Here is a 26,901-nt window from a genome sequence, read left to right as displayed (position 1 = left end):
GAAAAATTAGCCTAGGACGAACGGTCGAGGACGTCCCGCACGATGCGGGTCAGCTTGTCGGCGCGGTACGGTTTCGGCAGGAAAGCGGACGCGCGTGACGTCTCCCTTGACGGGTGCCCGCTGGACATTATGACCTTGGCTCCCGGGTTCATCCCGCGGATCCGCTCCAGGACCTCGCTCCCCGACAGGTACGGCATCGAAAGGTCCAGGATCGTGAGGTCGATCCGGTCGCGGTGCGCGGAATACAGGTCGGCGGCCTCCTGGCCGTCCGCCGCGACCAGCACCGAATAACCGTGCACCTCGAGAACCTGCCGGCCGAGCGTGCGAATCATCTCCTCGTCGTCCACGAGAAGGATCGTCTCCTTGCCCATTTTTTCCCTGGCGACTTCCCCCGCCCGGGATTTTTCCTCCTCCGCCCCTGCTTCCGCCCGCGGCAGGTACGCGTGGAACGTGGTCCCCTTGCCCGGCCGGCTTTCGAGGTTTACCCAACCCTCGTGCTGCTTGACGATTCCGTACACGGTGGAAAGACCGAGTCCGGTGCCCCTCCCCAGCTTTTTGGTCGTGAAGAACGGCTCGAACACCCGGCGCTGCGTCGCCTCGTCCATTCCCGCCCCGTTGTCCGAAATAGACACGACGACGTAGTCGCCCTTGCGCGCGTAAGGGTACTGGCGGCAATACTCGTCGCCCACCGTGAAGTTACTCGTGACTATCCGGATCCTGTATCCGCCGTCGGGCGGTTCCCCGGACTGCTTCCCTTCCGCCCGCTCCATGATCGCGTCCCTGGCGTTCACGCAGAGGTTCATCAGGACCTGGTGCGCCTGGTTGGGGTCGGCCATCGCGAGCCATAAGCCATCCGCGGCGCAGATATCCATTTCTATTCGCCGGTCGATCGTCTGTGCGACGAGATCCGCAACCTCACGGCCCACCTTCCCGAGATCGATCGCCCTCCTTTCCGAGGGGGACCGCCGTGAAAAGTCGAGAAGCTGCCGGACCATATTCGCCGCCCGCTCCGACGCCTTGATCGATTCCTGCACCGGAATCGCCGCGAGCGACTCCGGCGGCACGACTTTCGCGGCAAGATCGAGGTTGCCCATGATTCCCGTGAGGATATTGTTGAAGTCGTGCGCGATGCCTCCCGCGAGCGTCCCCACCGCCTCCATCTTCTGCATCTGTATGATCTGCCGTTCGAGGCGGCGGCTTTCCGTGACGTCGGTGCCCGTGGCGACGACCGAAATCGCGTTTCCCTCCGGGTTCCTCAAGAGGGCATGATTCCAGACGACCAGCCGCTCCTCCCCGGCGGTGGTCACGAGAGGAAATTCCACGTTCTGCGAAACCTCGCCTTCGACGATCCGGTCGAAGTTCCTTCGGTAGGCCGCCCGGCACGAGCCGGAAATCAGGAGGCCCGCCATCTCCTGGCCGGAGACCTGGCTCCACGCGTAGCCCGTCATCTCTTCGAACTGACGATTTATCAGGACGATTTCGCCCCGGGGATTCATCTGGGCGATGAGGACCCCGGCGATGTCGAGCATCTTCTCGGAGAAGTCACGCTGCCTTCGCAGGTCCTCCAGGACCAATTTCCTGCCGGTGATGTCCCTCAGGATTATCATGCCGAGCGGACCGTCGTACTTCGGAAAGAAGTTCGATTTCCTGTTGGTCCTTGCCAGCCACGTAACGGCGAGTTCGCCGAAGAATACGGAACCGTCCTTCCTGGCTATCTCCGCTTCCCCCTTGAACCTTCCTCCCTCCCCGGTGCCGCATCGCAGGACGCCGGAATGTTCCGGGCAAGCCTCCGGCTCCTTCAGGATGATAGCCGGATCCGCCCCGACCAGTTCCTCCCCATCCGGATAGGCAAGCATGGACGACGCGGAAGGATTAACCCGCACGATCCGCCCCCCCCTCACAAGGATCACCCCGTCCCTTTGCGTCCTCAATAGATCGTCGTAGGCGCTTTTCGCAGCTACGAAGAATTCGTGCCTCCTCGCGCTCTGGATCGCCTGGCCGACGCGGTACGCAAGCGCGAGGAACCCTTCGATTTCCAGGCCGGAGAACGCGGACCGCGAGTCCGCATAAACGGTCAGAGCCAGAGCCGGCTGCCCGCCGGATTCGATGCGGACGGAAACGGCCCTGTGTATGCCGCCTTCCGACAGAGCGCTTTTCCACTCGGCCATCCCCGGATCGGCATCAACCCGGTTGACGACGCATGGCTTGCCGGTCCGCAGCGCCGTTCCGGTGACGCCTTGACCCTTTGGGGTGTCGTCCCAGCGGATCCCCGCTTCGAAAAGGAAGGCCTCGCCCTTTCCGGCGGATTTCACTATCCGCACGCTGCCGTCGGGCTCTCCGGAGCCGATCCAGGCGAGACGATACCCTTTCTGCCGGCACAACACCTCGCACACGACGGACATGATCCGGTTCTCGTCGAGAATTCCTACCAGGGAACGGTCGACTTCGGAAAGCAGCATGAATCTTCCTTCAAGCCGCTCCTTAAGGAGGAACCACCGTTCCGTCAGCGCGAATCCGCAGACCAGCAGGAGGGCTACGAGAAGGGAGATGGTTTCGATTCCCGAATCGAGAATGGCCTGGTCCGGGTCGTAATATCCCGCGAACAGCGTGGAAAGCCGAAGTCCGCCGAGGATGATCAATGCAACGGAAACCAGCAGCCAGGGGCGGCCCAGCCGCCGATGGTAAACGAACCGGACGGAGAGGAACGCCGCAAGGAACTGAAGCGCGGCGGAAATGGCAAGAATGGCGGCCAAAAAACCTCCGGGAAGCCACCCCCGGCTTCCCAATACTTGATCGCTATTATTCCACTATTTAATTGACGCCCGCGACAATTAATTGCCTTTCCGTATTCCCCGGCGGCCAGTAAATATATGCAAAACAATCGGTTTTTTTGCAGGCAAAACACGTAGATGGATATGCGGTCGAATCGGGTGCGATCCGGAATTATCGAAAAACGGGAATTATTTCCGGTTGGTATATTCGGATGAACCGAATCGCGGAGTCGGGTATTCTTAGGATGAAACGGCGCAATGGAGGAAACGATGGGACGACTTGTTCATACTTCCCGCATCTCGATCACGCGCGAAAAGGGCCCGACCCGGAAGGCCGTGATCGAAGGCTTCGCGGAGCCTGTGTACTACGGCGTACACGGAGGCATCAAGCATTTCTACAAGGTCGAGCCGGAAAAGGAGCACGCTGCCACGCTGGATCACATCGTCGGCGCCGTCGGCGGCTGAATGATGGGCACGCTGGCCACGGTGCTGGCCGGTAAAAAGATCCCCACATTCGGCGACCGGTACCGTGCGGACGTCGAGGGAGACATCGAGGACGTCGACGGCGTCCTGAGGATAACTAAAATCCGGGTAAAGTACACCATGATGGTCCCCAAGGGAAAAACCGGGGAAGCCCGCGATGCGCTGGCGACATATATTACGGCCTGTCCGGGCGCCATGAGCGTAAAGGGCGCCATCGAGCTGAGCGACACCGCGGAAATCGCCGAACTTCCGGAATAAGCGGCTCGTCGCGGAGCCCCGCATAGAGCCGGCGCCGATAAGGAGAACAATCGTATGAAAGCCGCAGTATGCGAATCGTTCGGAAAACCGCTGGTCATGTCGGAGCTGCCCGTTCCGGATCCGGGCCCGGACGAAGCGCTGATCCGGGTGGCCGCCTGCGGGGTATGCCACAGCGATCTCCATCTCGTCGATGGAGACTGGAAGGACTGGGGGACGCCCCTGCCAATCGTGCCCGGCCACGAGGTGACGGGAATCGTGGAGAGGACGGGCGCAGGCGTGAAAGGCCTCTCGCCGGGCGACAGGGTGGGTGTGCCGTGGATGCAGTACGCCTGCGGCGATTGTCCCCCGTGCCGCGCCGGAGCGGAAATGCTCTGCGCGGTCCAGAGAAGCACCGGCGTCACCGTGAACGGCGGCTATGCCGAATACGTCACGGCGCCGGCGGCTTTCACGCACATGATACCCGAAGGGCTCGACCTCGTGGACGCGGCGCCGCTTCTTTGCGCAGGCATCACGGTTTTCGCGCCGTTGCGCCGGGCGGGCAACCTTGCGGGGAAAACCGTCGCGGTCGCGGGGATCGGCGGCCTGGGACACCTGGGCATACGGATGGCGTCGGCCATGGGAGCGACGGTCGTGGCGATTCTGCGGGGTGAGGAGAAATACGGCCTCGCGCGCAAGATGGGCGCCCGGGAGATTGTCGACACCGAAAAGGAAAAAATCGGGAAACGCCTCTCCGCAATGGGAGGAGCGGACCTTATCCTGCTGACGGGAATATCCGCAAAGCTGTTCGAGCAATGCATCCCGGGCATCGGGCCAAACGGAACGCTGGTGGTTCTGGCAGCCATCGCGGAAAAAGCGTCGCTGATCCCCGCCGGGCTCATTACGGGGCAAAAAAATATCTGCGGCTCCGTCATCGGCACGCGGGACGACATGGATGCCATGCTGCGATTCGCCGCCGATCACGGAATCGCCCCCATGGTGGAGCGCCATCCTCTCGATAATGCCAACGAGGTCCTGCAAAAACTGCGCGTGGGGAAAGTGCGCCTTAGGGCAGTCCTGATTCCTTAGTGCTTCACTTCATAAATACGGTAACGCACAGAGAGCGTCGATGCGCCGCGCCGGCAAGGCGCGCGACTGAGGCATACCGTTGAGTATGGTGAAGGAGCGCAACGAAGCAGGCCTCCCCTTTACACCCTCACTTGACGATCTTCCATGTTCCGTCCGGCTGCCTGCACGCCGTTCCGTATGCCTGGTGCTCCTCGCCTCCGATGATGACCGTCTGCTGATACTCCCTGCAATACCGCCCTTCGGCCGTCCTGTACGTCTTCTTCGGAGTGATCGAGCCTGAATGCCCGCTGTCCGGATTTCTCCACGAGCCGGGCTCGTCGGTCCTGTTATGCTCAAGGCTGTACTGCGCGGTCCTCTCCATCTCGACGCGGTCCGCCCTGTCGAGGGAACTGCCGATTTCCCGGCCGATCAGCGCGCCTGCCATCGTGCCGACGGCGACCCCGAGAAGCCTTCCCCTCCCGCTGCCGATCTGCGAGCCCACCAGCGCTCCCGTGGCGCCGCCGATGAGGGTTCCTCCCGTTTCCTTGGGCCCCATGGTGTTTGCGCATCCCCCAAGCGCCAAGGCCAATATGATCGGTGCGATAACGGCTATTTTCATTCTCATGCCTCCTCGCTGCATCTTCCTTTATTAATGCGAAACCTGCCCCCTTCGATGCGAAATCCCCTCAAAGGGATACGCATTCCGAATGACGATTATTCGGATATCGCTCCGAATATCGTTCAGGCGGCGGATTTCTCCATATCCCGGGTGTATCTTCCGTAACGCGCCTCACCGTTGCAACGCGCACGGTGCAGGAAGGCTCGCTGCGCTTTGGCGGCGTTTGCGGGGTCCCCCTTCCATGCACTGAGGACCGGGTCCTGAAGCGCCCTGCCGAAGGAGAAGCTGAGCTCCCAGGGGTGGTTTCCGAGGGTGTTCATCAGGCTCAAGTGTTCCGTTGCAGCTTCCGGGCTCTGTCCGCCCGACAGGAAGACGATGCCCGGAACGGGAGGCGGAACGTGGGGCCGCAGCCAGCTCGCGGTGGCGAGGGCGACCTCCTTCGCGCCGGCCTGCACCGGGCACTCCTTGCCCGACAGGACCATGTTCGGCTTGAGGAGGATCGCTTCCAGGCTGACGTGGTGCTCGGCCAGTTCGATGAACAACATGGCAAGCGTCGCGGCGGTCGCCTCACCGCACCGCTCTATGGTGTGAGGACCGTCCATGAGCACTTCGGGCTCGACGATCGGAATGAGACCGCCCCCCTGGCACAATGCGGCGTAACGCGCAAGCGCATGCGCGTTCGCCTTCAGGCAGGCCATGGTCGGGATGCCGTCGCCTATGGAAATTACGGCGCGCCATTTGGCGAAGCGGGCGCCGAGGGAACGGTATTCCGCGAGCCGTTCCCGCAAGCCGTCCAGCCCTTCCGTAATTTTCTCTCCTGGAAAACCGGCAAGCGGCTTCGCCCCCAGGTCTACCTTGATCCCGGGAATAATCCCCCTTCGTTCAAGCAGTTTCGGGAAGGGCAACCCGTGCCGGGTCTTTTGCCGGATCGTTTCGTCGAAAAGGATCACGCCGCTGATGAATTCCTCGATCGCCGGAGTCGTAAAAAGGAGTTCCCGGTATGCCCTCCGATTTTCCTCCGTGGATGCGACTCCCACGCTTTTAAACCGTTTCTCGATGGTCGGAGCGCTTTCGTCCGCGGCCAGGATTCCCTTGCCTGGGGCGACGAGGGATCGTGCGACGTTTTCCAGTTCTCTGTCCGGCATCGTTACGCACCTCCCGGCAATTGAATTCGTTTTTAGATTCCGCAAGATCGAATTATGTTTCACCTCATGGACAGCTAATTGCATTATTTTACATCATACTGCCGAAACAAAATATTATTTAACGGGGGGGGGTGAGCAAGTTGAATTCGCAATACATACTTTTGGAGCCGCAATTCCCCACCTGGTTTAATATGCAATCGCTTTCAGATGAACAGGCCCGCGGCTGCCTACTGTTTTATGCGGCTTTCTCCCGGATTTTCATCATTGCTACCCTGTAGAGTTCCTCGGTTTCGTACCAATCTTCGGCGTGCACGTCGTTCACGTGCCGCATAATCATCTCCATAACCGAGTCTTCCGTATCTCCGTGGACGACGAAATCGCAATCCATCCCGATCTCCCTGCAATTTATCGATATGAACATATCGTTTCTCCGGCCGTCGTTTTCCGCAGGCGTTGAACACTGCCCGCACGTTTTCTTGTGATGCGGATCGATCCCCGTGCGGTTCCGCATGGAAAAAATCCGTCCTGAACCTACCGGAATACAACAAGGGTGGAAATGCGGGCCAGTCTATATGCCTTCGAGCAGTTCCATCAGGCGGGAGACGTCCAGCGGTTTCACGAGGAAGGCAAGCGGCTTCAATTCCTTCGCCGCATTCACCGTTTCCTCGTCGTTGTAGCCTGTCATGAAAATCACGGGGATGCCGAGGCGGCCGATGATCTCCTTCGCCGCCCCGAGCCCGTCGATGGAGCCGTGGATGCTGATATCCATCAGGATGACGTCGGGCCTATGGGCTTCCGCCGCGCGTATGGCGTCTTCCCCGCTCGTCACCATGTCCGTCACCCGGAAGCCCCATCGCGGAAGCGTTTCGGAGAGAGCCATCGCGTTTATGATCTCGTCCTCGACGATAAGGATGCTCTTGGCCAAGATTCATTTCCTTTCCTGTTGTTCGAATCCGCCGAAAAGGAAGACGAATTCCGTTACGGGTTCCCGCCGGAGCTCCATCTTCCCCCGAAGTTGCCGCACCGCAAGGTTGTACACCAGCTTCAATCCGAGCGAATCGACCCGGGCCGGGTCGAGGCCGGGCGGCAAACCCGGCCCGTCGTCCCTGTAAATCAACTCCACGCCCCCGCGGCCCCGTTTAAAGGACAGGAAAATGGTTCCCGGTTCACCATGCGGAAAGGCATGTTTCAGCGAATTGGAAACCAGTTCGTTGATGACCAGTCCGCAAGGCAGGGCGTGGTCGAGGGCAAACCTGAGATCGTCGAGGTCCAGTTCGGTCTTCACGGGCCCGCCGCTCCCCTGGTGGGCAAGCAGCAGGGAGCCGGCAAGGTCCCGCACGTAATCTTTCATGTTAAGCGAGGAGACGTTCCCGGACCGGTAGAGCTTTTCGTGCACGAGGGCCATGGCCCGGATCCTGTCCTGCGTGTCCGCCAGCGCGGCAAGCAATATCTTGTCCGACGACGCCGCGGCCTGGAGGCTGATGAGGCTCGCGACGACCTGCATGTTGTTCTTCGTCCGGTGCGCGAGTTCCTTCAGAAGGATTTCCTTTTCCTCCAGCGACGACCGAAGCGCCTCCTCCATCCTCTTGCGCTCGGTTATTTCGCGGGCGACGTGCACCGCGCCGACGACATGTCCCTGCCTGTCGATCACCGGCGTAGTGCTGACAACGAAGTCTCCCCCGAGACGGGGTTCATGCACTTCGGCGACGTGCTCCCGACCATCCTGGCAGGTCATTATATGAGGACATACGGTGGGCGGCTCGCCGACGCCGTGGACGGCCTCGTAGCAATTCTTTCCGACGCATTGTTCCGGCCTCAACCCGAGCCTGTCCGCCATGGCTTTATTCACGCGGACTATCCTGTGCCGGCAATCAAGGAGCGCAATAAGATCGGGAACCGTGTTGAAAGTCTGTTCCCAGTCTTCCGTCGCACGGCGCAGCGCCTCCTCAGCCCGCTTGTGCATAAGGGACTGGGAGATCGCCGCGGCGAGGGCTTCCAGCGCTTCCATATGCTCCGTGTTATAACCCCCTTCGCGGTTCCCCACACACACCATCCCGACGGTGCTTCCGCCGTGGATCAATGGCACACCGAGGAAGGCCGTCAGACCGGGATGCCCCTCCGGGATGCCGATGCTGTCCGGGTGAGACGCCGGCTCGTTCGTGAAAAAGCTTTTTCCGTGGATAATCACCCTTCCGTACAGGCCGTGGACCTTGAAGTCCCAAGGTGGCATGCGGTGCCCGGTTTTATCCCGCATCCTGCATACTTCCCATCCCGGGTCGCTTATGGCGAGGTCGTGCAGAAGTCCGTCCGGGCCGATCTCGCCGATGAAACCGAACCTGCTCCCGGTCACATCTTCCGCGACGGACAGGCACTTGCGCCCGAACTCCTCCTCCGTCGACGGGACCATGGTTTCGTGGAAGATCCTATTGATCCCGTTAAGGGCCCGGTTCCGGAGCCCGATGGCGCTCTCGACAAGTTTTCGACCGGTTACGTCGCTGAACGTTACTGCGAAATACCCCTTGTGCGGGCTGAAGGCGGAGACGTCGTACCACCGCTTCAGCGCTTCCGAATAGCTTTCGAACCGGACCGGATCGCCGGTCATGGCGACATTTCCGAATTTTTCGATCCAGCCGACAGGCTCCTTTTCGATGCCCGGGATTACTTCCGTGGCACGTTTGCCGAGGACGTCTTCCGCATCGAGGCCGGTCATCTTTTCGAAGTTGTCGTTGACCTGGAGAATCACGCAATCCGCCGGCTTCCCACGGGAATCAAGGACGATCCGGCAATAGGCGAATCCTTCTGACATGTTGCTGAAAAGTGATGCGAGCTTTTCCTCGCTCCGTTTCAGATCATCCTTCGCGGTCCGGGCTTCCGAGCTCTCGATGACCTCCCATCTTCCTGCGTCCCTGACCAACGCGAACCTGTGGTTCTTGACCGCCTCCATGAGACCCAGCGCGTCGAACGAACCCCTGGGATACGCAAACACCGCGATCACGTTGTTCCCGGAAATGACATCCGTACCGCAAGGATTGAAAAATTTGCCGCCATCCTTGCGGGGAAGGAAATCGCACGCGAGCCGGAGGCCCTCGAACCCCGCGGCGATCGCCTTGTCGAGCCCGGAAATGACGACTTTGCCGGACTTTCCTCCCCTCGCCTGCCACCGGCGGAACGGAACGATCGCCATCTGCCCCGCGGCTTCACGAGCGCCGAAATCGGGAACGGCTTTCGCCAGCGCTTTTCTCATATCCGATTCGCGCAGCGCCCCGGAGGCGACCCAGACGCATGACTCGTTGTTTTCCAGGCCCGCACTGAAGTAAGGGACGAGGACGTCCAGAAGATCCTTCTTTGTACGATAGAACTGGCAGAAGTGGCTCCCCCAGGGCAGGTAGCCTGCGGACGGAATCCCTGTTTTCCGGCGGTCCGGATTGGGGGAATGCACGGGTTATTTCCGTCGTCGGGTCAGGCCCGGGGGATCTGTCCGAACGCCGGCCGGTTGACGACCTGCCACCTGCCTTCGTTGATGGCCAGCGCGAACTCGTGGTTTTTGACGACGTCGATGATCTCGGCCGGCCCGCATTTTTTAAGGGAGTAAGTGCAAAGAACCAGCAGTTTCGTGCCGCCTATTACGTTGTTGATCTCCGCCTCGTAGGTTGCGAAGTCGTCCCAGTCTTTCTTGTTGTCGAGCCAGTAGGGGTTGCCGCTCACCCTCATTCCGGAAAAACCCGCCGCCAACGCCTCGTCATGTTTCTCCATCCACATGCGGAGCGTCCGCTTGAGGTCGAAGCTGCCCCCCTTCAAATACCAATCAGTATAGGGAAAGACTTCTATCTGGCGCCTGGCAAGGTATTTTCCGAAGTCGGGCACGTTTTTCTTCAAAGCTCTCAATACGTCATCGGTGGTGAAAAACTCCGACGTCACCCAGACGCAGAACTCGTTGTTTTCAAGTCCCGCCCTGAAATACGGGACAAGAACGTCCGTGAAATCCTTCCTTGTGCTGTAGAACTGGCAGAAATGGCTGCCCCACGGCAGATCTCCGACCACGGAAATTCCGGAATCCCTTTTTTTCGCTGGAGACATCAACGGGCACCTCCCGGCTGGAGGGCTTAACGGGCACTTTTTTCGCCCACCATTGGAATGGCTTGAGTATACCCGCACGGCATTATGAATGAAACGGGAAATCCGCACCCATGCGTTATTTTGCAACGCTTGCAGGCATCAGCCTGCCGCCAGGTTCCGCCGCGGCGGATACGGCATTTCCCACTCCGTCACGCCCGGTCGGGCTTCCCCGCGTGGTAATCGCTTGTGACTCGTTGACAAGCGGCTTCTCAATGGATATATAAAGCGAGTTTCGCCTTCTTGCCTCAGTTCCTGTCGATACGAATTCGCAGTAAAAGCAGCGGCATCCCGGAAGTCACAACGATAAGGAGGAACCATGAAAGGCACCAGGATCGTGTGGATTTTGGCTGCAGTGCTGGCGCTTGCCGCCGGCATCGCGGTGAACCCGTGGGAAGCGACCGCCGCCGACAAGCCGGCGGGGTTGACACAGGAGGATTGCATAAAGTGCCATTCCGGTCCGCCCGCGGACGTCGCGGCCGCAGGCGAAAAGCACAAAACGGACGTAAGCTGCCTCGATTGCCACGCAGGCCACCGCCCTGCAAGCAGAAACAACATCCCCAGGTGCAGCCAATGCCACGAGGGGAAACCACACTACCAGTTGAAGGCGTGCCTTGAGTGCCACAAGAACCCTCACCGCCCCTTGAATATCTCGCTCGGGTCGAAGGTCACCGAGCCGTGCCTGACCTGCCACGCTGACCAGATCAAGCAGCTCAAGGGGACGCCGAGCAGGCACACATCGCTGTTCTGCACGACATGCCACGATGTCCACCGCAAGGTCCCCGAGTGCGTCAAGTGCCACAAGCCGCACTCCGCCGAGATGGCGCAGGCCGATTGCAAGAAATGCCACAAGGCGCACAACCCGAAGACGGTGACGTACGGCGTCGAAGTCCCGAACAAGGATTGCGGCGCATGCCACAAGAAGGCGATCGGGCTTTTGGCGGCATCGCAGGCCAAGCACAGGAACGTCGCCTGCGTGCGGTGCCATTCGGACAAGCACAAGAACGTCCCGACATGCGACAAGTGCCATCCGCAGAAGCATCCGGCCGCGATCATGAAGAAGTTCCCCAAGTGCGGGACCTGCCATTCCGTAGCCCACGACCTGAACCACTGGCCGGAGTCGGCCGGGGCGGTGAAGGAAAAGCAACCTGCGAAGAAGGCGCCCGCAAAGAAGAAAAGGTAACGACGATAGGCAAAACCTGTTGGCGGAACGGCCCGGGGGGAATCCCCCCGGGCCGTTTCAGGGCCGGATGACGGAGGTGGCCGGGAACGAGCCTACTGCACCTTCACGAACATCGTCTTCGGGGCTCCGCAGACGGGGCAATTTTCCGGCGCGTGCCCGTACACGGTATTCCCGCAGACATCGCAGACGAAGATGTCCGTGGAGGCGAGGTCCTTCCCTTTTTTAAGGCTCTCAAGCGCTTCCGAATAAAGGTCGTAATGAATCTTCTCCACGGCCAGCGCGTTCCGGAAGGAAGCCGCGGCTCCGGAGATCTTTTCCGCCTCCGCCTCTTTCAGGAACGCGGGATACATCTCCTTGAATTCATACCCCTCGCCGTTGATGGCGGCCTTAAGGTTCTCCGCGGTGTCCTTAACTCCGTTCATGACCCGAAAATGGGCGTGGGCATGCACCGTTTCCGCTGCCGCCGCTGCGCGGAACAACCTTGCGATCTGGGGATATCCGTCGGCATCCGCCTTCTTTGCGAAGGCCAGGTACATCCGGTTGGCCTGACTTTCGCCGGCAAAAGCATCTTTCAGATTTTTTTCGGTCGCCATACGCTTCTCCTTTTCGATGGAAGTAAGTTCGCCCTTCTCCTTCGCGAGCCCAAAGCCGAACTTATACTTTCAACTTTTTAATTCAGACATTCGTATTTATTAATAAAAAAGGAGTCGTCAAGCGACCGGGGCTTCCACTCGGTTCCACAGCTCTGCCGTCGCCACGCTATTCGATGCAAGGATACGCCGGGAAGGTTCAAAACGGACCTAAGCACCACACCTGGCTCTTAACCGAAGAACTTATGGCGGTCGCGACGATTTGCAGCCATACCCGCCTCCACCGCCTCGCTACGAACCCCGGTGAAAAATGCGTGCTATGGGGGACACTTGGCGCAGACGGAACGGAAGAGGGACGTGCTCAGGTACCTGTCTCCGCGATCAGGCATGAGGACGACTATCGTGCCGTCGCCGATACTCTTCGCAGCTTCCATCGCCCCGGCCACGGCTGCACCGCTCGACATGCCGACGAAGAGTCCCTCCTCGACCGCAAGGCGGCGCGACATCTCGAATGCCGGTTCGTCGTCCACGACGATCTTGCCGGACAGGTTCTCCTCACGATAGATGGGGGGGACGATCGCTTCCTTCATGTTTTTCAGACCTTGTATCTTGTGGCCCAGGCGGGGTTCGACGCCGATCACCAGGGCCTGCGGCTTTTTCTCTTTCAGGAACCGGGCTACGCCCATAAGCGTCCCCCCGGTTCCCATGCCTGCCACGAAACAATCGGCATCTCCATCGGTTTGGGCAAGAACCTCGGGACCCGTCGTCTCGTAGTGGGCTCGCACGTTATCGGGGTTGGCGTACTGGTTCGGCATGTAATATCGCTCAGGGTTATCCTGCAGGATACGGTGCGCAAGGCGGATGGCGCCGTCGGTCCCCTCTTCCGCCGGCGACAGTACAAGGTCCGCCCCGTAAGCCGAAAGCACCGCCCGTCGTTCGACGCTTACGCAGGCTGGCATAGCGAGCTTGACGCGGTATCCCTTCGCCGCGCCGAACATTGCGATGGCGATCCCCGTGTTCCCGGAAGTGGGCTCCAGGATCGTTTTCGCATGCGTAAGCTCGCCGCGCGCCTCGGCCCCGGTAAGCATGTACAGGGCCGGCCGATCTTTGACCGATCCGCCCGGATTGTTCCCCTCGAGCTTCGCCAGTATGCGCACCCGCGGGTTCCGGTTGATCGATTTCAATTCCACCAGCGGCGTCGACCCAACGGCGGAGCGAAGGTCGTGGCGGCTCATTTGCTTGACGGTCGTCTGCATTATCCGCCTCTCCAAAGCATGAAAGTGAGCTAATGATACACAAAGTTGCGCATTACGGCGAGATGAACCCCGGCAGTTGGCCGGGTTCCCTTCCGGCCCTGAATCCGTTTTCTGCGGATTTGTATCACAAGTACATATGGGATGGTTTTTAAAATCAGTCGAACCGGGCGTACATGGTGCTCATGGAGGAATGCCCGCGGGGTTCGGCGGCGAGGGAAGCAACGGCGAGGCGAACCAGGCTTCGAACCGGCGTCCGGGGCCGGCGGAGAGCGGCGGGCGCGCCGGCTGGCTGTATACTTTGAATTCTTTTCTGGAGCGCGCGTTCACCGAGGCGGACCGGGCTACCGGTTGTTGACCCCCCTGAGTTTGGGCGGGCGGTCTGCCCGCCAAACTCAAGGGTCCGACTTACTGATGTTTCCCCATCCCCATCGGGGACATGACGATATCTTTTTTCGTGCTATCCACGATCGCGAAAAGTTCCTTCTGCTCCTGCTCCGGCACCTTGAACTTGTACAGGACCGCCTTGAAATCGACCAGCATCGACTGCCATTCCTTCTCGGATATATTGAGATGCTGGTGGGATTCCTTCATCCCCCGGCCCGTGTACTTTTCGGGGCCGCCGGCCGTCTGGCATACAAGGGAAGTTACATGGTACTTGAGGTAGGACCTGGGAACCCGGTCCCTCGCTTCCTTGATCTTCGGATTGGCGTTAAGCACGTCGTCAACGTACAGGAGTTCCAGGAATTCGTCGACGACCGGGGCTATGTTATAAACCCCGCCAAGCCGATCATACAGGGATTTTTGGGTTTTTTCCCCGGCAAGCGTGGATTTCGGATTCAACAGGGTGACCATCAACATGGCCGACAAGAGGATTCCGAGCCGAAAGATCCTGAACCTACGCATTTTCGCCTCCTTTCATGCCGCGAAAGCCGCAGCGTTCTTCGCGTTGGTGATCGATAAACGATTGCCGATTCATGCCATGCGGAAACCCGGATCCCGCCGCTTGGCGACGACGGCGCCGATGGCTCGCGCGACACGCTCACCGGCCGGCGCGAGACGTTCGACGGTGATGGCTCCCGCCTCGCGACGAACCGTGGTGAGAAACGCGGGCTAGTCGTACTCGTCGTGGCGGCGGAACCAGAGGCCGCCGGTCTCGTTGCGCCCCTTGGGAGCACGGTCGAGCCACTGGTACATGCCCCAGAGGCCGTCCAATCCGCGCGCATACGCGGAATAGGTGTGATAGACGACGCCGTCCTCGAGCGCGAACGCGCTCATGCCGGGAGTCTCCCGGATGTACGTTGCCCAGTCCGTGCCGACTGTCGCCGCGAGCTTCGTTCCTTCATCAGTCACCGTCTCGCTCGTCTCGATCTCGATCTCGCGTGAGCTGACTCCGCCCTTGCGGTAGTTGTATTCGATGTTTCCCGCGCGCTGCTGCTCTTCCGTGAACGAGACGCTGAAGTCGTAATTGAAATCGCTGCCTCCCGAGGAGGCCCATGGGAAGCCCCATCCCATCCGACGCTTATACGCCTGCAGCGTCGCAAGCGGAGCACGCGACACCGCCCAGAGCATAACGTCATGGTTGGCAAGGTGGACGACGAACCCGTTGAAGCCGTCCGCGACCGCCGAGCAGGACGGACACCCCGCCGTGTAGTCGGGCCCGAACATGAAGTGGTAGACGATGAGCTGCGAGCGCCCTCGGAAGAGGTCCGCCAGCGAGGCGCTCCCCTCGTCGGTCTCGAATCGATACTCCTTGTCGACCCGAACCCACGGCAGCTCCTGCCGCCGCCGCGCCAGCTCGTCGCTGCGGCGCGTGAGTTCCTTCTCCGCCGTGAGCAGCTCCAGCCTCGCCACGAGCCACTCCTTACGTGTCCCGGTCATGTGTGTCGTCGCTTTTATCTTCCTTGCGGGATCCCCCATGATTCATTCTCCTTTCAGGTCGCCTGCAAACGCGCATTCCGTTAACTCGATTCGAGTGAACCCCCGAGTTCTGTCGGTTATTGCCTGTTTCTTTAGATGGCGTGGACAAGGCGGTGAATTCAGTAAATCTCAAGAGATTGCGGCACCCGATTCTCCCGCTTCCTCCTTTCTCCGGCAAAGAGCATCTCGTCGTTGCGGGACGCCATCCAAACGCTTACTGGAGGGCGATATGGATGCAATTCCAGAAAGGATTCTCACGATCAACCTGATCTTCAGCACCGCGGTCTTTTACATCGGCGCCCGGATCTATGTTCTGCCGAAGGTCGGAGAATTGAGTCCGCGGGCGATCCTGATCCCGATCCTTATACTGCATTCCCTGCGGCACCTCGGCCTGATGTTCCTGGCCAGGGGCGCCACCTACCCGGGTATGCCCCTGCAGTTCGCATATCCCGCGGCGATCGGCGATCTTTTCACCGCCGTCCTGGCGTTTGTCGGCATATTCGCGGTTGCGGGAAATCGCGAGGGCAGCCGGTTTCTGGTCTGGCTGTTCAATATCGTCGGAACGACCGACCTGCTTCTTGCGATCACCCTGGCCACGATCTACGGGGCGCCCGCTTTCATGGGCGCGGCCTACTGGATACCGGCGTTCTGGGTGCCGGCACTCCTCGTCAGCCACTACGTCGTGTTCGTCGTGATGCTGGCCGGGCGGCGGGCGCAGATCCACGAAGCGTTCAGACGGCGGATCGATGCTTCGGGTTCGCCGCGGGTTCCGCGAGCCGGGGCCGCCTGATCGACCTCGGGACTTGGCTCAGCGCTCGCCGGGCACGACCGTGTCGGCCGCGTCGCATATCGCATGGCACTCGATCATGCAGATCGCGTGGACCAACTCGCCGTTCTCGACATCTTGCCGACGGAGGAGGTTTGGGAACGCGCCGATGCCAGGCTCGCGCTGAACTTCTGGCCCTGGTCGTTACTAGCCCAGCCCGAACCGCTTCCGGAACGCATCCTGGTGGCCGTCCCCGAAGCCATCGTCGACGACGCCCTCGGGGGATGGGGCACTCCTTCGTCCATATTCCCTCCAGAGGTCCGTGAGGCTTATGTAAGACTTCCTCAGGATCCGGACCATGCACACGCAATTTGCGAGGGGTATCGGGCCGCAGCGACCATCGACCGCGAGCACGACAGGGCAGTGCGCGTGAGTGGCCGGCGCATTATTTGCCCTATTCTGGCGATCTGGAGCGATCGTGGAGCGATAGACAACTGGTACACCGAGGAGGGTGGCCCCGTCGCGATTTGGAGCGCGTGGGGCAACAATGTCCGGGGTCACTCGATTGATGCCGGTCATTTTTTCCCGGAAGAAGCCCCCGAACAAACCGTCGAAGCTCTCGAGCGTTTCTTCGGCTCCGCGGGATTCGGTCGATCAAAGGCATAAATCGATAATTTATGGCCGGGATAGGTCGAAGCGATCTTCGAGCTCCGGCGACGTATAGGGAGGGCTCCATTTCCTGTCCGTCTTAAAACTTTTCGCGAGCCATATTTGAGCCAGTCGGCCCGTTATTACCGTCCCGGTGGTCAGGTGGATCCTCGCCAATCCCTTCGGGTCATCTGTGAGAGAGGCCTCTTTCTCAAGGTAAGCAAGTGCGGCCTTCATCAATCCCGCATTCAGACATTCGTCGACCAGGCCGCGCAGTATGCCGCGTATCTGCCCCGGATCTTCCACTTTCGAGACGATTTTCTGGTAGATCGTGTCCGCATCTTCGATGGAGACGCAACGCCCATCCTGGAAAACATAGCCGTTCACGTTCTCCGGGATCTCGTCGGCCATCTGGCTCTCCTTCCTGCCCAGCGCGGAGTCGCCCGTCCGCTCCCACGCACCCTGAACCCCAGGCAGCCCCCATCGGACGCGCCCGGTCGCGCACGTCAACTCTCCCCGACAACGGTCTCCATGAACTCCCGGGGGGTCAGGATTTTCAGGCCCTTTGGCAACGCAGACACTCGTGCCGGCACGACCGCGAGAAGGTCCTTGTCGCCGGTGATCAGAAAGTGTGCTCCGACAACCACGCAAAGCGAAAGATAGGCGTCATCCTTGGGATCTCGGCAGATCGCCACGTTTCTTTCGGGCTCCGCCATTCGGCAGAGGGTTTGGAAGCGCTTCCATAAAGCCGACAAGGTCTTCGTCTTATCGACCCCCAGTTTCGAAGACAAACGCTCGATCGTCCCCCCTATCTCCGCTACAATGGGCGGGGAAAGATAGACCTCCCCGACCGAGAACGCCTTGCCCACGGCGGTCAGAGGCGTCCCGCCGAAGGCCGCTGAGACAAGGACGTTGGCGTCGACGACGATCCTAACCATGGACGGCTTTTTGGGCTGCCTGGAGCGCCCGTAACGCTTCCTCCTTCGACACACCCGCCTCTTTCAGTACCATCCCGATCTCGAGGAGCAGATCCTCGGGGGAACCCTTCCTCACTGGCACGACCCGAGCGATCGGCTTGCCATGCCGGGTAACTACGACTTCTTCCTTCTTCCCGAGCAAGCCGGTCAATTTCTCTTTGAACTCCCTCACCCCCACGAACTTCAAACTTGCGGGTCTCGGCATAATGTTCCCTCCCTTGTGGACACATTCATGGTCCATATTCACATGAACCAGGCGAAAAGGCAACACGCGCCGTTGTGGACGCATGGGACCAGAGGTGATTCGGAAGGTTCAGTTGTCGGATGTCGACGCTACGGCAGATTTGGAGGTCGAAATAAAAAAGGGACCCAGGACCGCAGTAAGGCGACCGGGGGCCGGACATCCCCCACCACCCCTTCCGTTTCAACACCCGACGTGTGCATGGGTTACGGGTTGCATCACATCACGCGGCGTATATACTGACCGAGAAAGACCGCCGAAACCGGCGTTGCGCGAAGTCGTACTGACGTGCAGCGTGCTGAACCGGAGGTCTCCTGCAAAGCGGCGACCGTAACAAGATTGTCTGGACACCTGACGAGCACATCCTTCCGATGCACAGCGTGCAACGAGGCTCGCGTATCGGCGGCGCATTTATCGTGTTGTTCTCGCTTGCCTGGTGCGGAGCACTTTACGCCAGCATCATCATGGGCGCCATCAAGAAGGGGGTGAATACCCCCATGACCCTCTTTCTGCTGGTTTTCTCCCTGCCGGGACTGGTGTTTCTTTACGCGGGGCTCTCTTCGCTGTTCGGTCGTACCGTGGTCACCTTGAGCAGCGACACCGTGGAGGTGTTACGCAAGGGAGTGGGACGTTCACGCTGCTGGAAGGAACCGCTGAAAGCCTTCACCGGTGTGCTCCGCCGCGCCGTCCGCCACCAGTCCAATGACGGTCCGGACTACACCGAATATCAGCTTCTGCTCGCGCACAGCAACCCGCAGAAAGAGGTGCGGCTGTTCAACTCGCTTTCCTCGGCGGGTTGGGATTCTGCCTGGCACAGCTTTGCCGACCTGCTGAGATTGCCTCTGTTGGATGAGTCCGAACTGGGGATCTACCAGGTGGGGGGCAAAGCGCCCGTGCGCAAGACCTCTACCCCGGAAGGTGCGAGCATGGTCCGGGTGGATGCTCGCGGCATCGAGGTGCGCCCCGAATACGGCGGCTACCGATTCCGGTTCAGCAACGCCTGGACCGCCTGGCGCGGCGCTCTGGGGATGCTGATCGCCGGCGGGACCGCAGCTATCGCCCGGATGATGCAGCCGCAGTATCCGAACGACACCCTGCTGGTGGTATTGACCTGGGTGATGATCGGTTTCGTGTTGATCTCCTTCGGCTCGCTGCTGAGCTTGCTACGCGGCCACGAGGAACTGACCGTTACCCGCGACCGGGTCGAATACCGCCGGTGGTCCGGCCGCAACGACCGGTACAGGTCGGCGACAATGTACCTGCCGACGGCGGAGATCCGGTCGGTTACGGTCAAATCCGACCCGCTGGTCCGGGGCACACTGGCGGCAGTGATCATCGAGGGTACGGGCGATTCGATACGGCTTGCCTCCTGGAAGGCCTTCCGGGTCAAACTGGAGCTTATGCGCGGCATCGCCGCCGCCTTGGGCGAGGTGACCGGCAAGGGGGCAGGCGCCTTCCAGCCTGATATCGTGCTGCCCGGCCTGCGGCAGACCCAACGGCACTCGGCCGTGCTCCTGATCGGCGCCATTGCTGCCTTCTTCGCAGCGATGGTTCCACTGATGTGGCTGGCCTTTCATGACCGCCCGACGGAGCAAGTACCGCGCCGGGCCGCCGATGTGGCTGGCGTGAAGCCCCCACGCGACCGATCTGTGAGCACCGAGAGCAGTCCCGAAGGCGCGGAGACGATCCGGCTGGAGATGAAGAGTCTCCAGCCGCAGCAGAACCGGGTCGCAACCCGCTCCGAGAATGCCCCTCTGCCCCTCTCCAGCACATCAACGGCAGGGCTCCGCAATCTGCCGGAGGATCATGGTGAGGTTTGGTATGGCAAGCTGTCTTTGGGAGAGGAACCGCAACACTTCCCCATTGTGCTGGCCGCCGGTGCACCGGCGCGATTGTGGCTGGATCGCAACCGCAATGGAGATCTTTCCGATGACGGGCCACCGATTCAAAGTCGTGGCACCAGCGTCTTTGCCGCGGAGGTGCAGGCAACCGTCGCGCCGATCGAGAAGCCGTTGTCGCTGTGGCTCTATACCAATGATCGGCTTTGGAAGGAGCGGCAGCTCACTTTCTACAACCGCACCCAGCTGGTGGGCCGGCCGATCGTCGGAGGGCGCGAGTTCCTGGTGGTGGTCGCCGAACGTGGCCGCCACGACGGCAACTTCAGTAACGACGGTATCTATGTGGATATTAATCGTGACGGCAAGATCGATCCGTCCAGCGAGTACGTCCCCCCCGGAGGGGGCGTGTCGCTGCTGGGACGCCGCTACCGATTTGAAGTGCGCTGATGGCTTGGTCGAGGGAAAGGAAGCGGATATGAGAATAAAACGCACAAAGGATGCTTTTATTCAGCAAAAAACAGGTCTTTTTGGATTTTATCTACAATTTGTTTTTGTAGCATTTGTTTGCCTGGGATTCTCCTCATGTAAGGAAGGTAGTCCTTCGGCAGAGATTCATTTTTCCCCTGACGGATCAACCATAGCATACACGTACGCCGACCGGATTGGCCTGCCTTTACCACCGGAAGTGCCGACCATCTATTCTACTGTTTATCTGCAATGGTGTCCTTCGGATCAGATAAAATTATGCCAGTCTATGAAAATCGATTCGTACGGTAAATCGTTTGGTTCGTTTGTGCAAAATAAATTCGGGCTGTTGTTCTCTCCAGATTCCAGGCACATCGCCGTTAAAAGTCCGCGCTATCTGGAGGTTGTAGATCTTGAAAGTCAAATACGCCATCGCCTTACAAGCCCCGACGAGCTTGTCACGTCCATGGGGTGGCTCGGCAACAAAGAAATGGTATATGTCATCCATAAAAAAACCGGAACCGAAAAACACGGTGTCGACAGTACCCGACAAATCTTGCGTCATACCGTTGGAGAATCACCGGGAAAACGTCTGTTGCTCCATGAACAACTCGACTATCGCGGGAATTATCATGAATATGTATCACCGACCGGTGAATACGTTGTTTTCATGTCTCAGGGCTATTCGAATGGGGTTTTTTGTCTCCTGAACGTACAAACCGGGAAGGTGGAAACTTTCAGTGAGAAAAAGTCCCAATGCCAAGCAGTTTCATGGAAGCCGGACGGAACCTGCGTTTTCTGTTTAAGCAGCAAGAAAGCGATGCTGCTGTATCCAAAAGAAGGCCGGATAAAAGATCTCAGTGACGATTATGACAATGCCTTCCGCCGGCATTTGGAATTTGCACCGGAAATCGCCCCCCGGTGGACCCCGGATGGCAGGTTTATTGTTATCAATTCAACCAAGATGGGAGGATCCCTGGTTTGTCCTGATCCGTGGCGCGTGGTTCCCATAGGAAAACTGCTGGTGGGATATCTGGAGGAGAAGGAGAACCAGCGGGTTTACAGCGATCCTCCCGACAGCTACCCCTTACTTTATGTTCAACCGTATCCGGGTTGGGTAAGGATCTGGCTCTGTTTCATCACGGATAAAAAACCCACCATGCGCGGGGAGACGGTCGTGCTGGAACGAACGAATTATCTGGTGGATTATGAAGGACAGCGATTCATGCCCATGAAACCTTCGTTCAGCCCAGGCCGGGCATGGACGATTAAACCCGACGGTAAAAAGAAGGTCTATTTCAACGATATGATCCCCAGGGCTCTATCCCTGGAAGAAGAACCCGTTCATTTTCCCGGAAATAATTAGTTGTCCCAGACATTCATGCAACCACCGGTTCAACGAAAAAAGGGAACCGGCGTGAGGACATAACCAGGGACATTCCTGCACTTTCTTATTCCGGGATGCGGGAGAGGAGCCTCCTTTCCTGCATATCTACGCAATCTTCACCAGAAGACGTTTCCCCAATGCCGCGGCCACCTTCTCAAGGGTTGAGAGCTTGATATCCTCGGCGTGATTTTCAATCCTGGAGATTGCCGTCTTCTTGGTTCTCAGGCGGGTGGCCAGCTCCTCCTGACTGAGCCCCGCCGCTTCGCGCGCCTCCCGCAGCGTCCCGCCTATCTTAAAACGCGCGTATCCCTCATCGAATCCTTCGGCGAACTCCCGGTCACGCTTCTTCCGCTCTGCGACGTATTTCTTCAGGTCACTCATGGCGCTTGTGCCTCCTGAAATAATCCCGCTTGCAGGTCTCCGCCTCCTCGATTTCCTTCGCGGGTGTCTTCCGGGTCTTCTTCACGAACCCATGCGTGAGCACCAGGACAGAGCCGGCGGCGTGGAAACAGATGATCCGGTACTCGTTGGAACCGAACTGCATCCTGCACTCCCAAATGTCGTCCGAACCAACCAGCTTCTTGAAGTAGGTCGCGTGCAGGATGCCAGCTCTTCCACCAGCATGAGGACCCACAAGACTTTCTGGGCAACCTTGCCGGGAAGGGAATCGAGGAATTCCTTGACCGGCGTCTTGCCGTCTTCCGCTTGATAGAACCGGACGATCTTGCCTATAGGGAGAGGTTAACCTACATGTTAACCATAGTCAACGGCCGAGTAGGATAGCGAGAGGAAAAAAGTTCCGCGAGCCATAAATGAGCCAGTCGGGCCGATATTACTAATAAAGGGAACCTGGCGCGAAGCCATCATCGGGGACATTCCTGCACTTTCTTATTCCGGGATGCGGGAGAGGAGTGTCCCCGGCCGGCGATGGTGCCGAAGGGGGGACTTGAACTCCCACGGGTTTCCCCACCAACCCCTCAAGCCGCCCTAATCCTTTGGTAAACATAAATATCTTGGCTTATCGCATAGTTACAGCCGTGCCAAAATTACACATTCGGTAAATTCAGGGAGATGTCCGTAAGCTTCCCGGGAAAATGGGCACAAATGAGCCACTCGAGTCGCGCGGGATCACACCGCGAACAGTACCGACACGTGTCCAATTTTGCGAGCGGAGTCGCGCGAGCGAATGACGATGTCGACATCCCGGTCGAGCAAGGTGATAAACCGAACGAGCCGCTCGGACGAAAAACGACTCAGCTTGTAGTTCCTCAGGTCAGAGACATGCGGCTGCGGAATGCCGAATCGCGTCGCGACCGCGGCCTGACCAAGAGGATGTTCGTCGATCAATTCGTTCAGGCGAACCGCGAGCTGCACACGTAGCTTCCGGTCCTCAGAATCGGCAAAGCCGAGGTCCTAAAAAACGTTCCCAGCGCCTGCCGCGACCGTTTCACGCTTTCTTCCCGGCATACCTCACCTCGTAGTCTTCCGCGGCCGCCCGAAGTCGACTGTGAATGCGGTCTTGATCGACTCGGGCCGCGCGAATCCCGGATGGAGACTTCTTCTGGAAGCGGTGCAACACATAGCCCGCTTCCGCGAATCGGACCGTCTGGCTGCCCGGTCACTGTTGGTACCGAATCGATCCGCGGGGCAACAAGACGGGGGTGGATGCGCAATTCCATCCGCCGCTGGAGCGGCTGGCCTTTCTAAAAAAATGACAATCTGGAGGCCGATCTGCCGGAGATCCGGCCCGAGCCGCTGCCGGCTGTGATCCGGGTGCTGACGACTTGCGTCATGGTGGAAGAGGTGTACCCGCGCTTTCCTCCTGCGCCAGATAGGCGAGTCCCCACGCGCACATTGCGTCCATCACCGGAAGGAAGCGGATCCCGATCGGCGTCAGCGAGTACTCCACCTTGGGAGGCACGACCGGGTAGACCTCACGATGCACCAGACCGTCGCGCTCCAGCTCGCGGACCTGCTGGGTGAGGGTAGCCTGGGCGATATGCGGCAGCGCGCGTTGCAGTTCGTGGAAGCGTTTCGTCCCCTGGCCGAGGTGATAGAGGACGAGGATCTTCCACTTGCCGCCGATCATGTTCTGGGTGGTGACGACGGGGCAGCGGATGTGTTTCGAGGTATTGCGGGCCACGTCCTTCCTCCACGGTATGGTTTTTATTGGTATATAACATTTATATTCGTACTTGTCATTTTCGTACCGTCGATTACCCTCGTATCGGGTCACCAATTCGCGGTTCATACCAGCCAGGGAGGTACCAATTGAAAATCGTCGGAATCGTCGGGAGTCCCCGTCGGGGCGGAAACACGGAGACGCTGGCCGGCGCGGTGCTCGCCGGTGCGGCCGCCGCCGGAGCGGATACGGAAACCATCCGGCTGACCGACCTCGCGATCAAGGGATGCCAAGCCTGCATGTACTGCCGCAGCCATGAGGAGTGCGCCACTCGGGACGGCATGCAGGACGTGTATCGCGCCATCGAGGCGGCGGACAAGGTCGTGATCGGCTCCCCCGTCTACATGTTCCAAATGTCGTCGCAGACGAAGGCGTTCATGGACCGCCTCTATCGCTACCTGAACAACGATTTCACGTCGCGAGTGCGCAAGGAGACGGTGCTTGTCTTCGCGCAAGGCGACCCGGGCCTGGAGGCCTTCCGTCCGTACTTCGACCACGTCTCCAACGCGTACTCCCTTCTCGGTTTCCCTGTCGTGGCCACCGTGGTCGGAGGCGGGACGAACGAGGCGGGCGGCATCGCCAAGGATTCGGAAACCATGGGGCGGGCCCGTGCGGCCGGAGCGGCGTTGGCCGGCACCCATTGATGTAGAACGGGAGTCCGTATAAACTTCCACCGATGTACTGCCGCAGCCCCAGCCGAGTTCCGCTTGATCTCCCGGCATAGTCCTGTCCATCGGCATATCCTTCTTGATCGCCGCGTTCTCGCGCGATTCAGCGACGTCTGCGAGAAGCAGTTCTCCAGCCTCGTGTCCAATCGGGATCGGATCGCCCGGTATCTCTCGGAGGTACTCGAAGGGAAGGATTGAGTTTCCAACCCAGCACTGGAAGTGCAGGCCCCGGGCCCCAGGATCCCACCCGCCAGGGGCTGCCGTCCTCGTCAGACAACCTAGGTTACGCCGATATCCCCTTGCCGCCAGTCACCGCAATTCCGGCAATTTCCAACTGATTAACTTATAGTTACCTTCCCTCTTGGCTTGATCTTAACCTACGGTTTACACCCTGCCCGCGTTTAGACGGATCGACTCAAGGCCAGACGAAGGAGGAAACGATGTCGAATGAGGGACAGGGCCGACGATCGGGTTGCTCGGCAGGCGAGTGGAGCGACGTGGACATCGAAAACCGGCTGCTCCACGTCCGCTCGAAGGAAACGTGGAACCCTAAGACTGATAATTCCGCGAGGACCATTCCGCTGTGCGCCCCCGCATTGGAGGCGTTGCAGATGGCGCGGGAGCGGGCAGAAAAGAAGAAAGTGAAGAACTCGCTCGTCTTTCCTGGGAGGAAAGAGGGGCCGTTGACCGATATTCGGGACAGCCTGAACGGTGCCTGCAAACGCGCCGGCGTCCCGCACATCCGCGTCCACGGACTTCGGCATACCTTCGGGTCACAAATGGCCATGGCCGGAGCGGACCCTTTTGTCATCATGAAGGCGATGGGGCACGCGGATATCAAGACGACTATGATTTACGTGTCACTCGGAAAGAGCCACATCCGGGATCAAGTGGAGAAACTGAACACGATCCCGATTCCAAAGAGTGACTATGTCTCCGGTAAAACCTGTTCTCAGAATCGGTCGCCCAGATAACCGGGGAGATAGCTTAGGTCTGTTCTCCCACCAATTATTGGTTCTCCGGGGTTTTTAAGTCAGATCTACAGGCTGACGACCACCGAGATCCACGACTCCTCCATGTCGAAGGAAGCCAATAAGCCATCGGCACGGCCGCCTTATCAATCCGGGGATACGCGATGCCTGATTGGTGTTGACCCGCGGAAGACGTATCTATTCGCTCGCTGAGGAGCATCCCGTGGTACATCCAGAAAGAGGTCAGCAAAATGCATCGCAATGACTCCGTTTGTTCTTGACGGAGCTGTACTATCAACGACTACGAATCCCAGGCACTTGCGATTGGCCATGTCTGCCTGGTTGAGCAAATCCGGCGAGCTAATCTCACTCACCCAGACGTATTTCGGGTAGTCGAGGACCAATAGTTTCTCGCCAGCCTGTCGCCGAATGTGTCCCAGCCTCATACCCAATTGGATTTCTTGTTGCAGCATCACCGATCGCATCAGGTATGTACGGTATTCTCGTTGTTTAAGCCAAGGGCTGAATTCCGGTCGCATTTGCGGAAGGAGATCACCGAGTGTCTCACCTGACTTCGTAACAGGTTCCTTAAGGACACCGTCTATGCATTCCGTCGCCATCAGCTCCGCCTCTTCGCCTTTTAGCGTCACTTCCGGAGGGGCAACGGTGATGACAGTTCGAACGTCGAAAAATGACAATTTGTCGACGTCCTTGGCGAACAACAGCATCTCCTGATACGGACCGTTGGCGTCGTTGTTGATAAAGAAAGATGGAATCCGCTGAATAGCGACAGTAGCACTGGTCGCAGTATGGTCATATGTGTGCCCGATCGCGACGACGGCATGGTTCGAAGTACCAAGAATTACAGGAAGACCGCTTTCGATATACCGGTACGCGATGTCGGCAAGCTTGGCAGTTCTCCGAAGGTCCTTTGAAGCTACTTCTTCTGCATCGCTACCCGAATTGATAGGGAAGGCAGGATCGACATGGCGTGAGCAAGGGTCGACGTTCTCGCGCATATACATTACCGCAGGGAAACCCATGCCTTGAAGCGCGTCTAAAATTTGGATTGGCGTTAGTCCGCTTTCAGCTGGGAGGGGACGTCCCATAGCCATATTGGCCTTTGCGAGAGCGTTAATTTCGGATGGGAGAAATTCGCGGCAGTTGAACTGTTGGCTCATATAACGCGCCAGCATCCACAGCGATGCCTGTGCACATGCTCCGACTTGGGTATCCTGTGGAGTTGACCCGCTTTCGTGGACACTATAATCCTTTGAGGAGGAGGTGTCCGTCATGCCGAAATCACGCCCGCCGTATCCCCCGGAATTCAAGCGTCGGATGGTCGAATTGGTCCGCGCCGGGAGAACCCCCGAGGAACT

The 26,901-nt window shown here is 59.2% G+C and carries 27 protein-coding genes and 2 pseudogenes; 10 read left to right on the top strand and 19 right to left on the bottom strand.

All coding sequences use genetic code 11. The annotated features are described in order from the left end of the window. Positions 1 to 11: 11 nt before the first annotated feature. Entirely contained in the window at positions 12 to 2,753 is a 2,742-nt protein-coding gene (locus tag HY896_11565; protein MBI5576986.1) for a PAS domain S-box protein, read from the bottom strand. A 276-nt stretch (positions 2,754 to 3,029) separates the two neighbouring features. On the opposite strand from HY896_11565, the gene HY896_11560 reads away from it, so the two are divergent. The 3 genes from HY896_11560 to HY896_11550 are packed head-to-tail and all read left to right on the top strand — an operon-like array spanning position 3,030 to position 4,577. Then, on the top strand, positions 3,030 to 3,236 hold the full coding sequence (locus HY896_11560; GenBank protein ID MBI5576985.1) for a hypothetical protein: 207 nt from the start codon (positions 3,030 to 3,032) through the stop codon (positions 3,234 to 3,236). Then, a complete protein-coding gene (locus HY896_11555) occupies positions 3,237 to 3,512 on the top strand; it encodes a hypothetical protein (GenBank protein ID MBI5576984.1) in 276 nt (91 codons plus the stop codon). It abuts the gene before it with no gap. A 54-nt stretch (positions 3,513 to 3,566) separates the two neighbouring features. Continuing rightward, positions 3,567 to 4,577 (top strand): alcohol dehydrogenase catalytic domain-containing protein, encoded by a 1,011-nt coding sequence (locus tag HY896_11550; protein MBI5576983.1) that lies wholly within the window; start codon positions 3,567 to 3,569, stop codon positions 4,575 to 4,577. Between the two features lie 127 nt (positions 4,578 to 4,704). Here HY896_11550 and HY896_11545 read toward each other — a convergent pair whose 3' ends face one another. The 6 genes from HY896_11545 to HY896_11520 form a co-directional block, all read right to left on the bottom strand. After that, positions 4,705 to 5,181, bottom strand: coding sequence for a glycine zipper 2TM domain-containing protein (locus tag HY896_11545; GenBank protein MBI5576982.1), 477 nt, complete (start codon positions 5,179 to 5,181; stop codon positions 4,705 to 4,707). Positions 5,182 to 5,297: 116 nt separating this feature from the next. Next, the gene (locus HY896_11540) at positions 5,298 to 6,320 is read right to left on the bottom strand and encodes a fructose-bisphosphate aldolase class I (protein MBI5576981.1); all 1,023 of its coding nucleotides are present in this window, start codon (positions 6,318 to 6,320) and stop codon (positions 5,298 to 5,300) included. Positions 6,321 to 6,555: 235 nt separating this feature from the next. After that, on the bottom strand, positions 6,556 to 6,831 hold the full coding sequence (locus HY896_11535; protein ID MBI5576980.1) for a DUF1059 domain-containing protein: 276 nt from the start codon (positions 6,829 to 6,831) through the stop codon (positions 6,556 to 6,558). Between the two features lie 57 nt (positions 6,832 to 6,888). Beyond that, positions 6,889 to 7,245 (bottom strand): response regulator, encoded by a 357-nt coding sequence (locus HY896_11530; protein MBI5576979.1) that lies wholly within the window; start codon positions 7,243 to 7,245, stop codon positions 6,889 to 6,891. A gap of 3 nt (positions 7,246 to 7,248) precedes the next feature. Continuing rightward, positions 7,249 to 9,759 carry a GAF domain-containing protein gene (locus tag HY896_11525; GenBank protein ID MBI5576978.1) on the bottom strand — a complete coding sequence of 837 codons (2,511 nt, stop codon included), beginning with the start codon at positions 9,757 to 9,759 and terminating at the stop codon, positions 7,249 to 7,251. A 20-nt stretch (positions 9,760 to 9,779) separates the two neighbouring features. After that, on the bottom strand, positions 9,780 to 10,397 hold the full coding sequence (locus HY896_11520) for an MEDS domain-containing protein (GenBank protein ID MBI5576977.1): 618 nt from the start codon (positions 10,395 to 10,397) through the stop codon (positions 9,780 to 9,782). Positions 10,398 to 10,752: 355 nt separating this feature from the next. On the opposite strand from HY896_11520, the gene HY896_11515 reads away from it, so the two are divergent. Further along, complete coding sequence (locus HY896_11515) at positions 10,753 to 11,616, top strand: cytochrome C (protein ID MBI5576976.1); 864 nt, start codon at positions 10,753 to 10,755, stop codon at positions 11,614 to 11,616. A gap of 92 nt (positions 11,617 to 11,708) precedes the next feature. Here HY896_11515 and HY896_11510 read toward each other — a convergent pair whose 3' ends face one another. The 4 genes from HY896_11510 to HY896_11495 form a co-directional block, all read right to left on the bottom strand. Then, complete coding sequence (locus HY896_11510; protein ID MBI5576975.1) at positions 11,709 to 12,209, bottom strand: rubrerythrin family protein; 501 nt, start codon at positions 12,207 to 12,209, stop codon at positions 11,709 to 11,711. A 314-nt stretch (positions 12,210 to 12,523) separates the two neighbouring features. Then, on the bottom strand, positions 12,524 to 13,441 hold the full coding sequence (locus HY896_11505) for a cysteine synthase family protein (GenBank protein MBI5576974.1): 918 nt from the start codon (positions 13,439 to 13,441) through the stop codon (positions 12,524 to 12,526). 426 nt (positions 13,442 to 13,867) lie between these two features. Further along, entirely contained in the window at positions 13,868 to 14,365 is a 498-nt protein-coding gene (locus HY896_11500; GenBank protein MBI5576973.1) for a group 1 truncated hemoglobin, read from the bottom strand. Positions 14,366 to 14,572: 207 nt separating this feature from the next. Continuing rightward, positions 14,573 to 15,340 carry a DUF899 domain-containing protein gene (locus tag HY896_11495; GenBank protein ID MBI5576972.1) on the bottom strand — a complete coding sequence of 256 codons (768 nt, stop codon included), beginning with the start codon at positions 15,338 to 15,340 and terminating at the stop codon, positions 14,573 to 14,575. A gap of 268 nt (positions 15,341 to 15,608) precedes the next feature. Between HY896_11495 and HY896_11490 the strand changes: the two genes are divergently transcribed. Together HY896_11490 and HY896_11485 are read left to right on the top strand one after the other, a co-directional pair. Further along, positions 15,609 to 16,169, top strand: a complete 561-nt coding sequence (locus tag HY896_11490) for a hypothetical protein (GenBank protein ID MBI5576971.1) — start codon at positions 15,609 to 15,611, stop codon at positions 16,167 to 16,169. Between the two features lie 63 nt (positions 16,170 to 16,232). Further along, a complete protein-coding gene (locus HY896_11485; GenBank protein ID MBI5576970.1) occupies positions 16,233 to 16,811 on the top strand; it encodes an alpha/beta hydrolase in 579 nt (192 codons plus the stop codon). Between the two features lie 9 nt (positions 16,812 to 16,820). Here HY896_11485 and HY896_11480 read toward each other — a convergent pair whose 3' ends face one another. Genes HY896_11480 through HY896_11470 form a run of 3 tightly spaced genes read right to left on the bottom strand, consistent with a single transcriptional unit; the run spans position 16,821 to position 17,975 of the window. Beyond that, positions 16,821 to 17,303, bottom strand: coding sequence for a hypothetical protein (locus tag HY896_11480; GenBank protein MBI5576969.1), 483 nt, complete (start codon positions 17,301 to 17,303; stop codon positions 16,821 to 16,823). Further along, positions 17,300 to 17,731: a putative toxin-antitoxin system toxin component, PIN family gene (locus tag HY896_11475; protein ID MBI5576968.1), complete on the bottom strand. Its 432-nt coding sequence runs from the start codon at positions 17,729 to 17,731 to the stop codon at positions 17,300 to 17,302. The genes HY896_11480 and HY896_11475 overlap by 4 nt, the downstream gene beginning before the upstream one ends. Further along, positions 17,724 to 17,975, bottom strand: a complete 252-nt coding sequence (locus tag HY896_11470) for a type II toxin-antitoxin system prevent-host-death family antitoxin (GenBank protein MBI5576967.1) — start codon at positions 17,973 to 17,975, stop codon at positions 17,724 to 17,726. The genes HY896_11475 and HY896_11470 overlap by 8 nt, the downstream gene beginning before the upstream one ends. Before the next feature lie 407 nt (positions 17,976 to 18,382). Between HY896_11470 and HY896_11465 the strand changes: the two genes are divergently transcribed. Together HY896_11465 and HY896_11460 are read left to right on the top strand one after the other, a co-directional pair. After that, entirely contained in the window at positions 18,383 to 20,296 is a 1,914-nt protein-coding gene (locus tag HY896_11465; protein MBI5576966.1) for a hypothetical protein, read from the top strand. A 28-nt stretch (positions 20,297 to 20,324) separates the two neighbouring features. Then, complete coding sequence (locus HY896_11460; GenBank protein ID MBI5576965.1) at positions 20,325 to 21,680, top strand: PD40 domain-containing protein; 1,356 nt, start codon at positions 20,325 to 20,327, stop codon at positions 21,678 to 21,680. Positions 21,681 to 21,806: 126 nt separating this feature from the next. Here the strand turns inward: HY896_11460 and HY896_11455 are convergent, their stop codons facing one another. The 4 genes and pseudogenes from HY896_11455 to HY896_11440 all read right to left on the bottom strand — a co-directional run bounded on the left by HY896_11455 (position 21,807) and on the right by HY896_11440 (position 23,790). Further along, positions 21,807 to 22,082, bottom strand: coding sequence for a helix-turn-helix transcriptional regulator (locus HY896_11455; GenBank protein ID MBI5576964.1), 276 nt, complete (start codon positions 22,080 to 22,082; stop codon positions 21,807 to 21,809). Next, positions 22,075 to 22,433 (bottom strand): annotated as a pseudogene (locus tag HY896_11450) (type II toxin-antitoxin system RelE/ParE family toxin). The gene HY896_11455 and the pseudogene HY896_11450 overlap by 8 nt, the downstream one beginning before the upstream one ends. Positions 22,434 to 22,829: 396 nt before the next feature. Then, positions 22,830 to 23,168: pseudogene (locus HY896_11445) on the bottom strand (XRE family transcriptional regulator). Positions 23,169 to 23,490: 322 nt separating this feature from the next. Continuing rightward, a complete protein-coding gene (locus tag HY896_11440) occupies positions 23,491 to 23,790 on the bottom strand; it encodes a helix-turn-helix transcriptional regulator (protein MBI5576963.1) in 300 nt (99 codons plus the stop codon). A gap of 182 nt (positions 23,791 to 23,972) precedes the next feature. Here HY896_11440 and HY896_11435 point away from each other — a divergent pair, with 182 nt between their 5' ends. Together HY896_11435 and HY896_11430 are read left to right on the top strand one after the other, a co-directional pair. Next, a complete protein-coding gene (locus HY896_11435) occupies positions 23,973 to 24,527 on the top strand; it encodes a flavodoxin family protein (protein ID MBI5576962.1) in 555 nt (184 codons plus the stop codon). Positions 24,528 to 25,048: 521 nt separating this feature from the next. Beyond that, a complete protein-coding gene (locus HY896_11430) occupies positions 25,049 to 25,525 on the top strand; it encodes a tyrosine-type recombinase/integrase (protein MBI5576961.1) in 477 nt (158 codons plus the stop codon). A 143-nt stretch (positions 25,526 to 25,668) separates the two neighbouring features. On the opposite strand, the gene HY896_11425 is transcribed toward HY896_11430, so the two are convergent. Beyond that, a complete protein-coding gene (locus HY896_11425) occupies positions 25,669 to 26,817 on the bottom strand; it encodes a hypothetical protein (protein MBI5576960.1) in 1,149 nt (382 codons plus the stop codon). Positions 26,818 to 26,901: the final 84 nt, after the last annotated feature.

Source organism: Deltaproteobacteria bacterium (assembly GCA_016218975.1).
GTDB lineage: Bacteria > Desulfobacterota > Deferrimicrobia > Deferrimicrobiales > Deferrimicrobiaceae > JAENIX01.
Note: the sequence above shows the minus strand (reverse complement) of the source record. Positions and strands in the feature narration are given on the sequence as shown.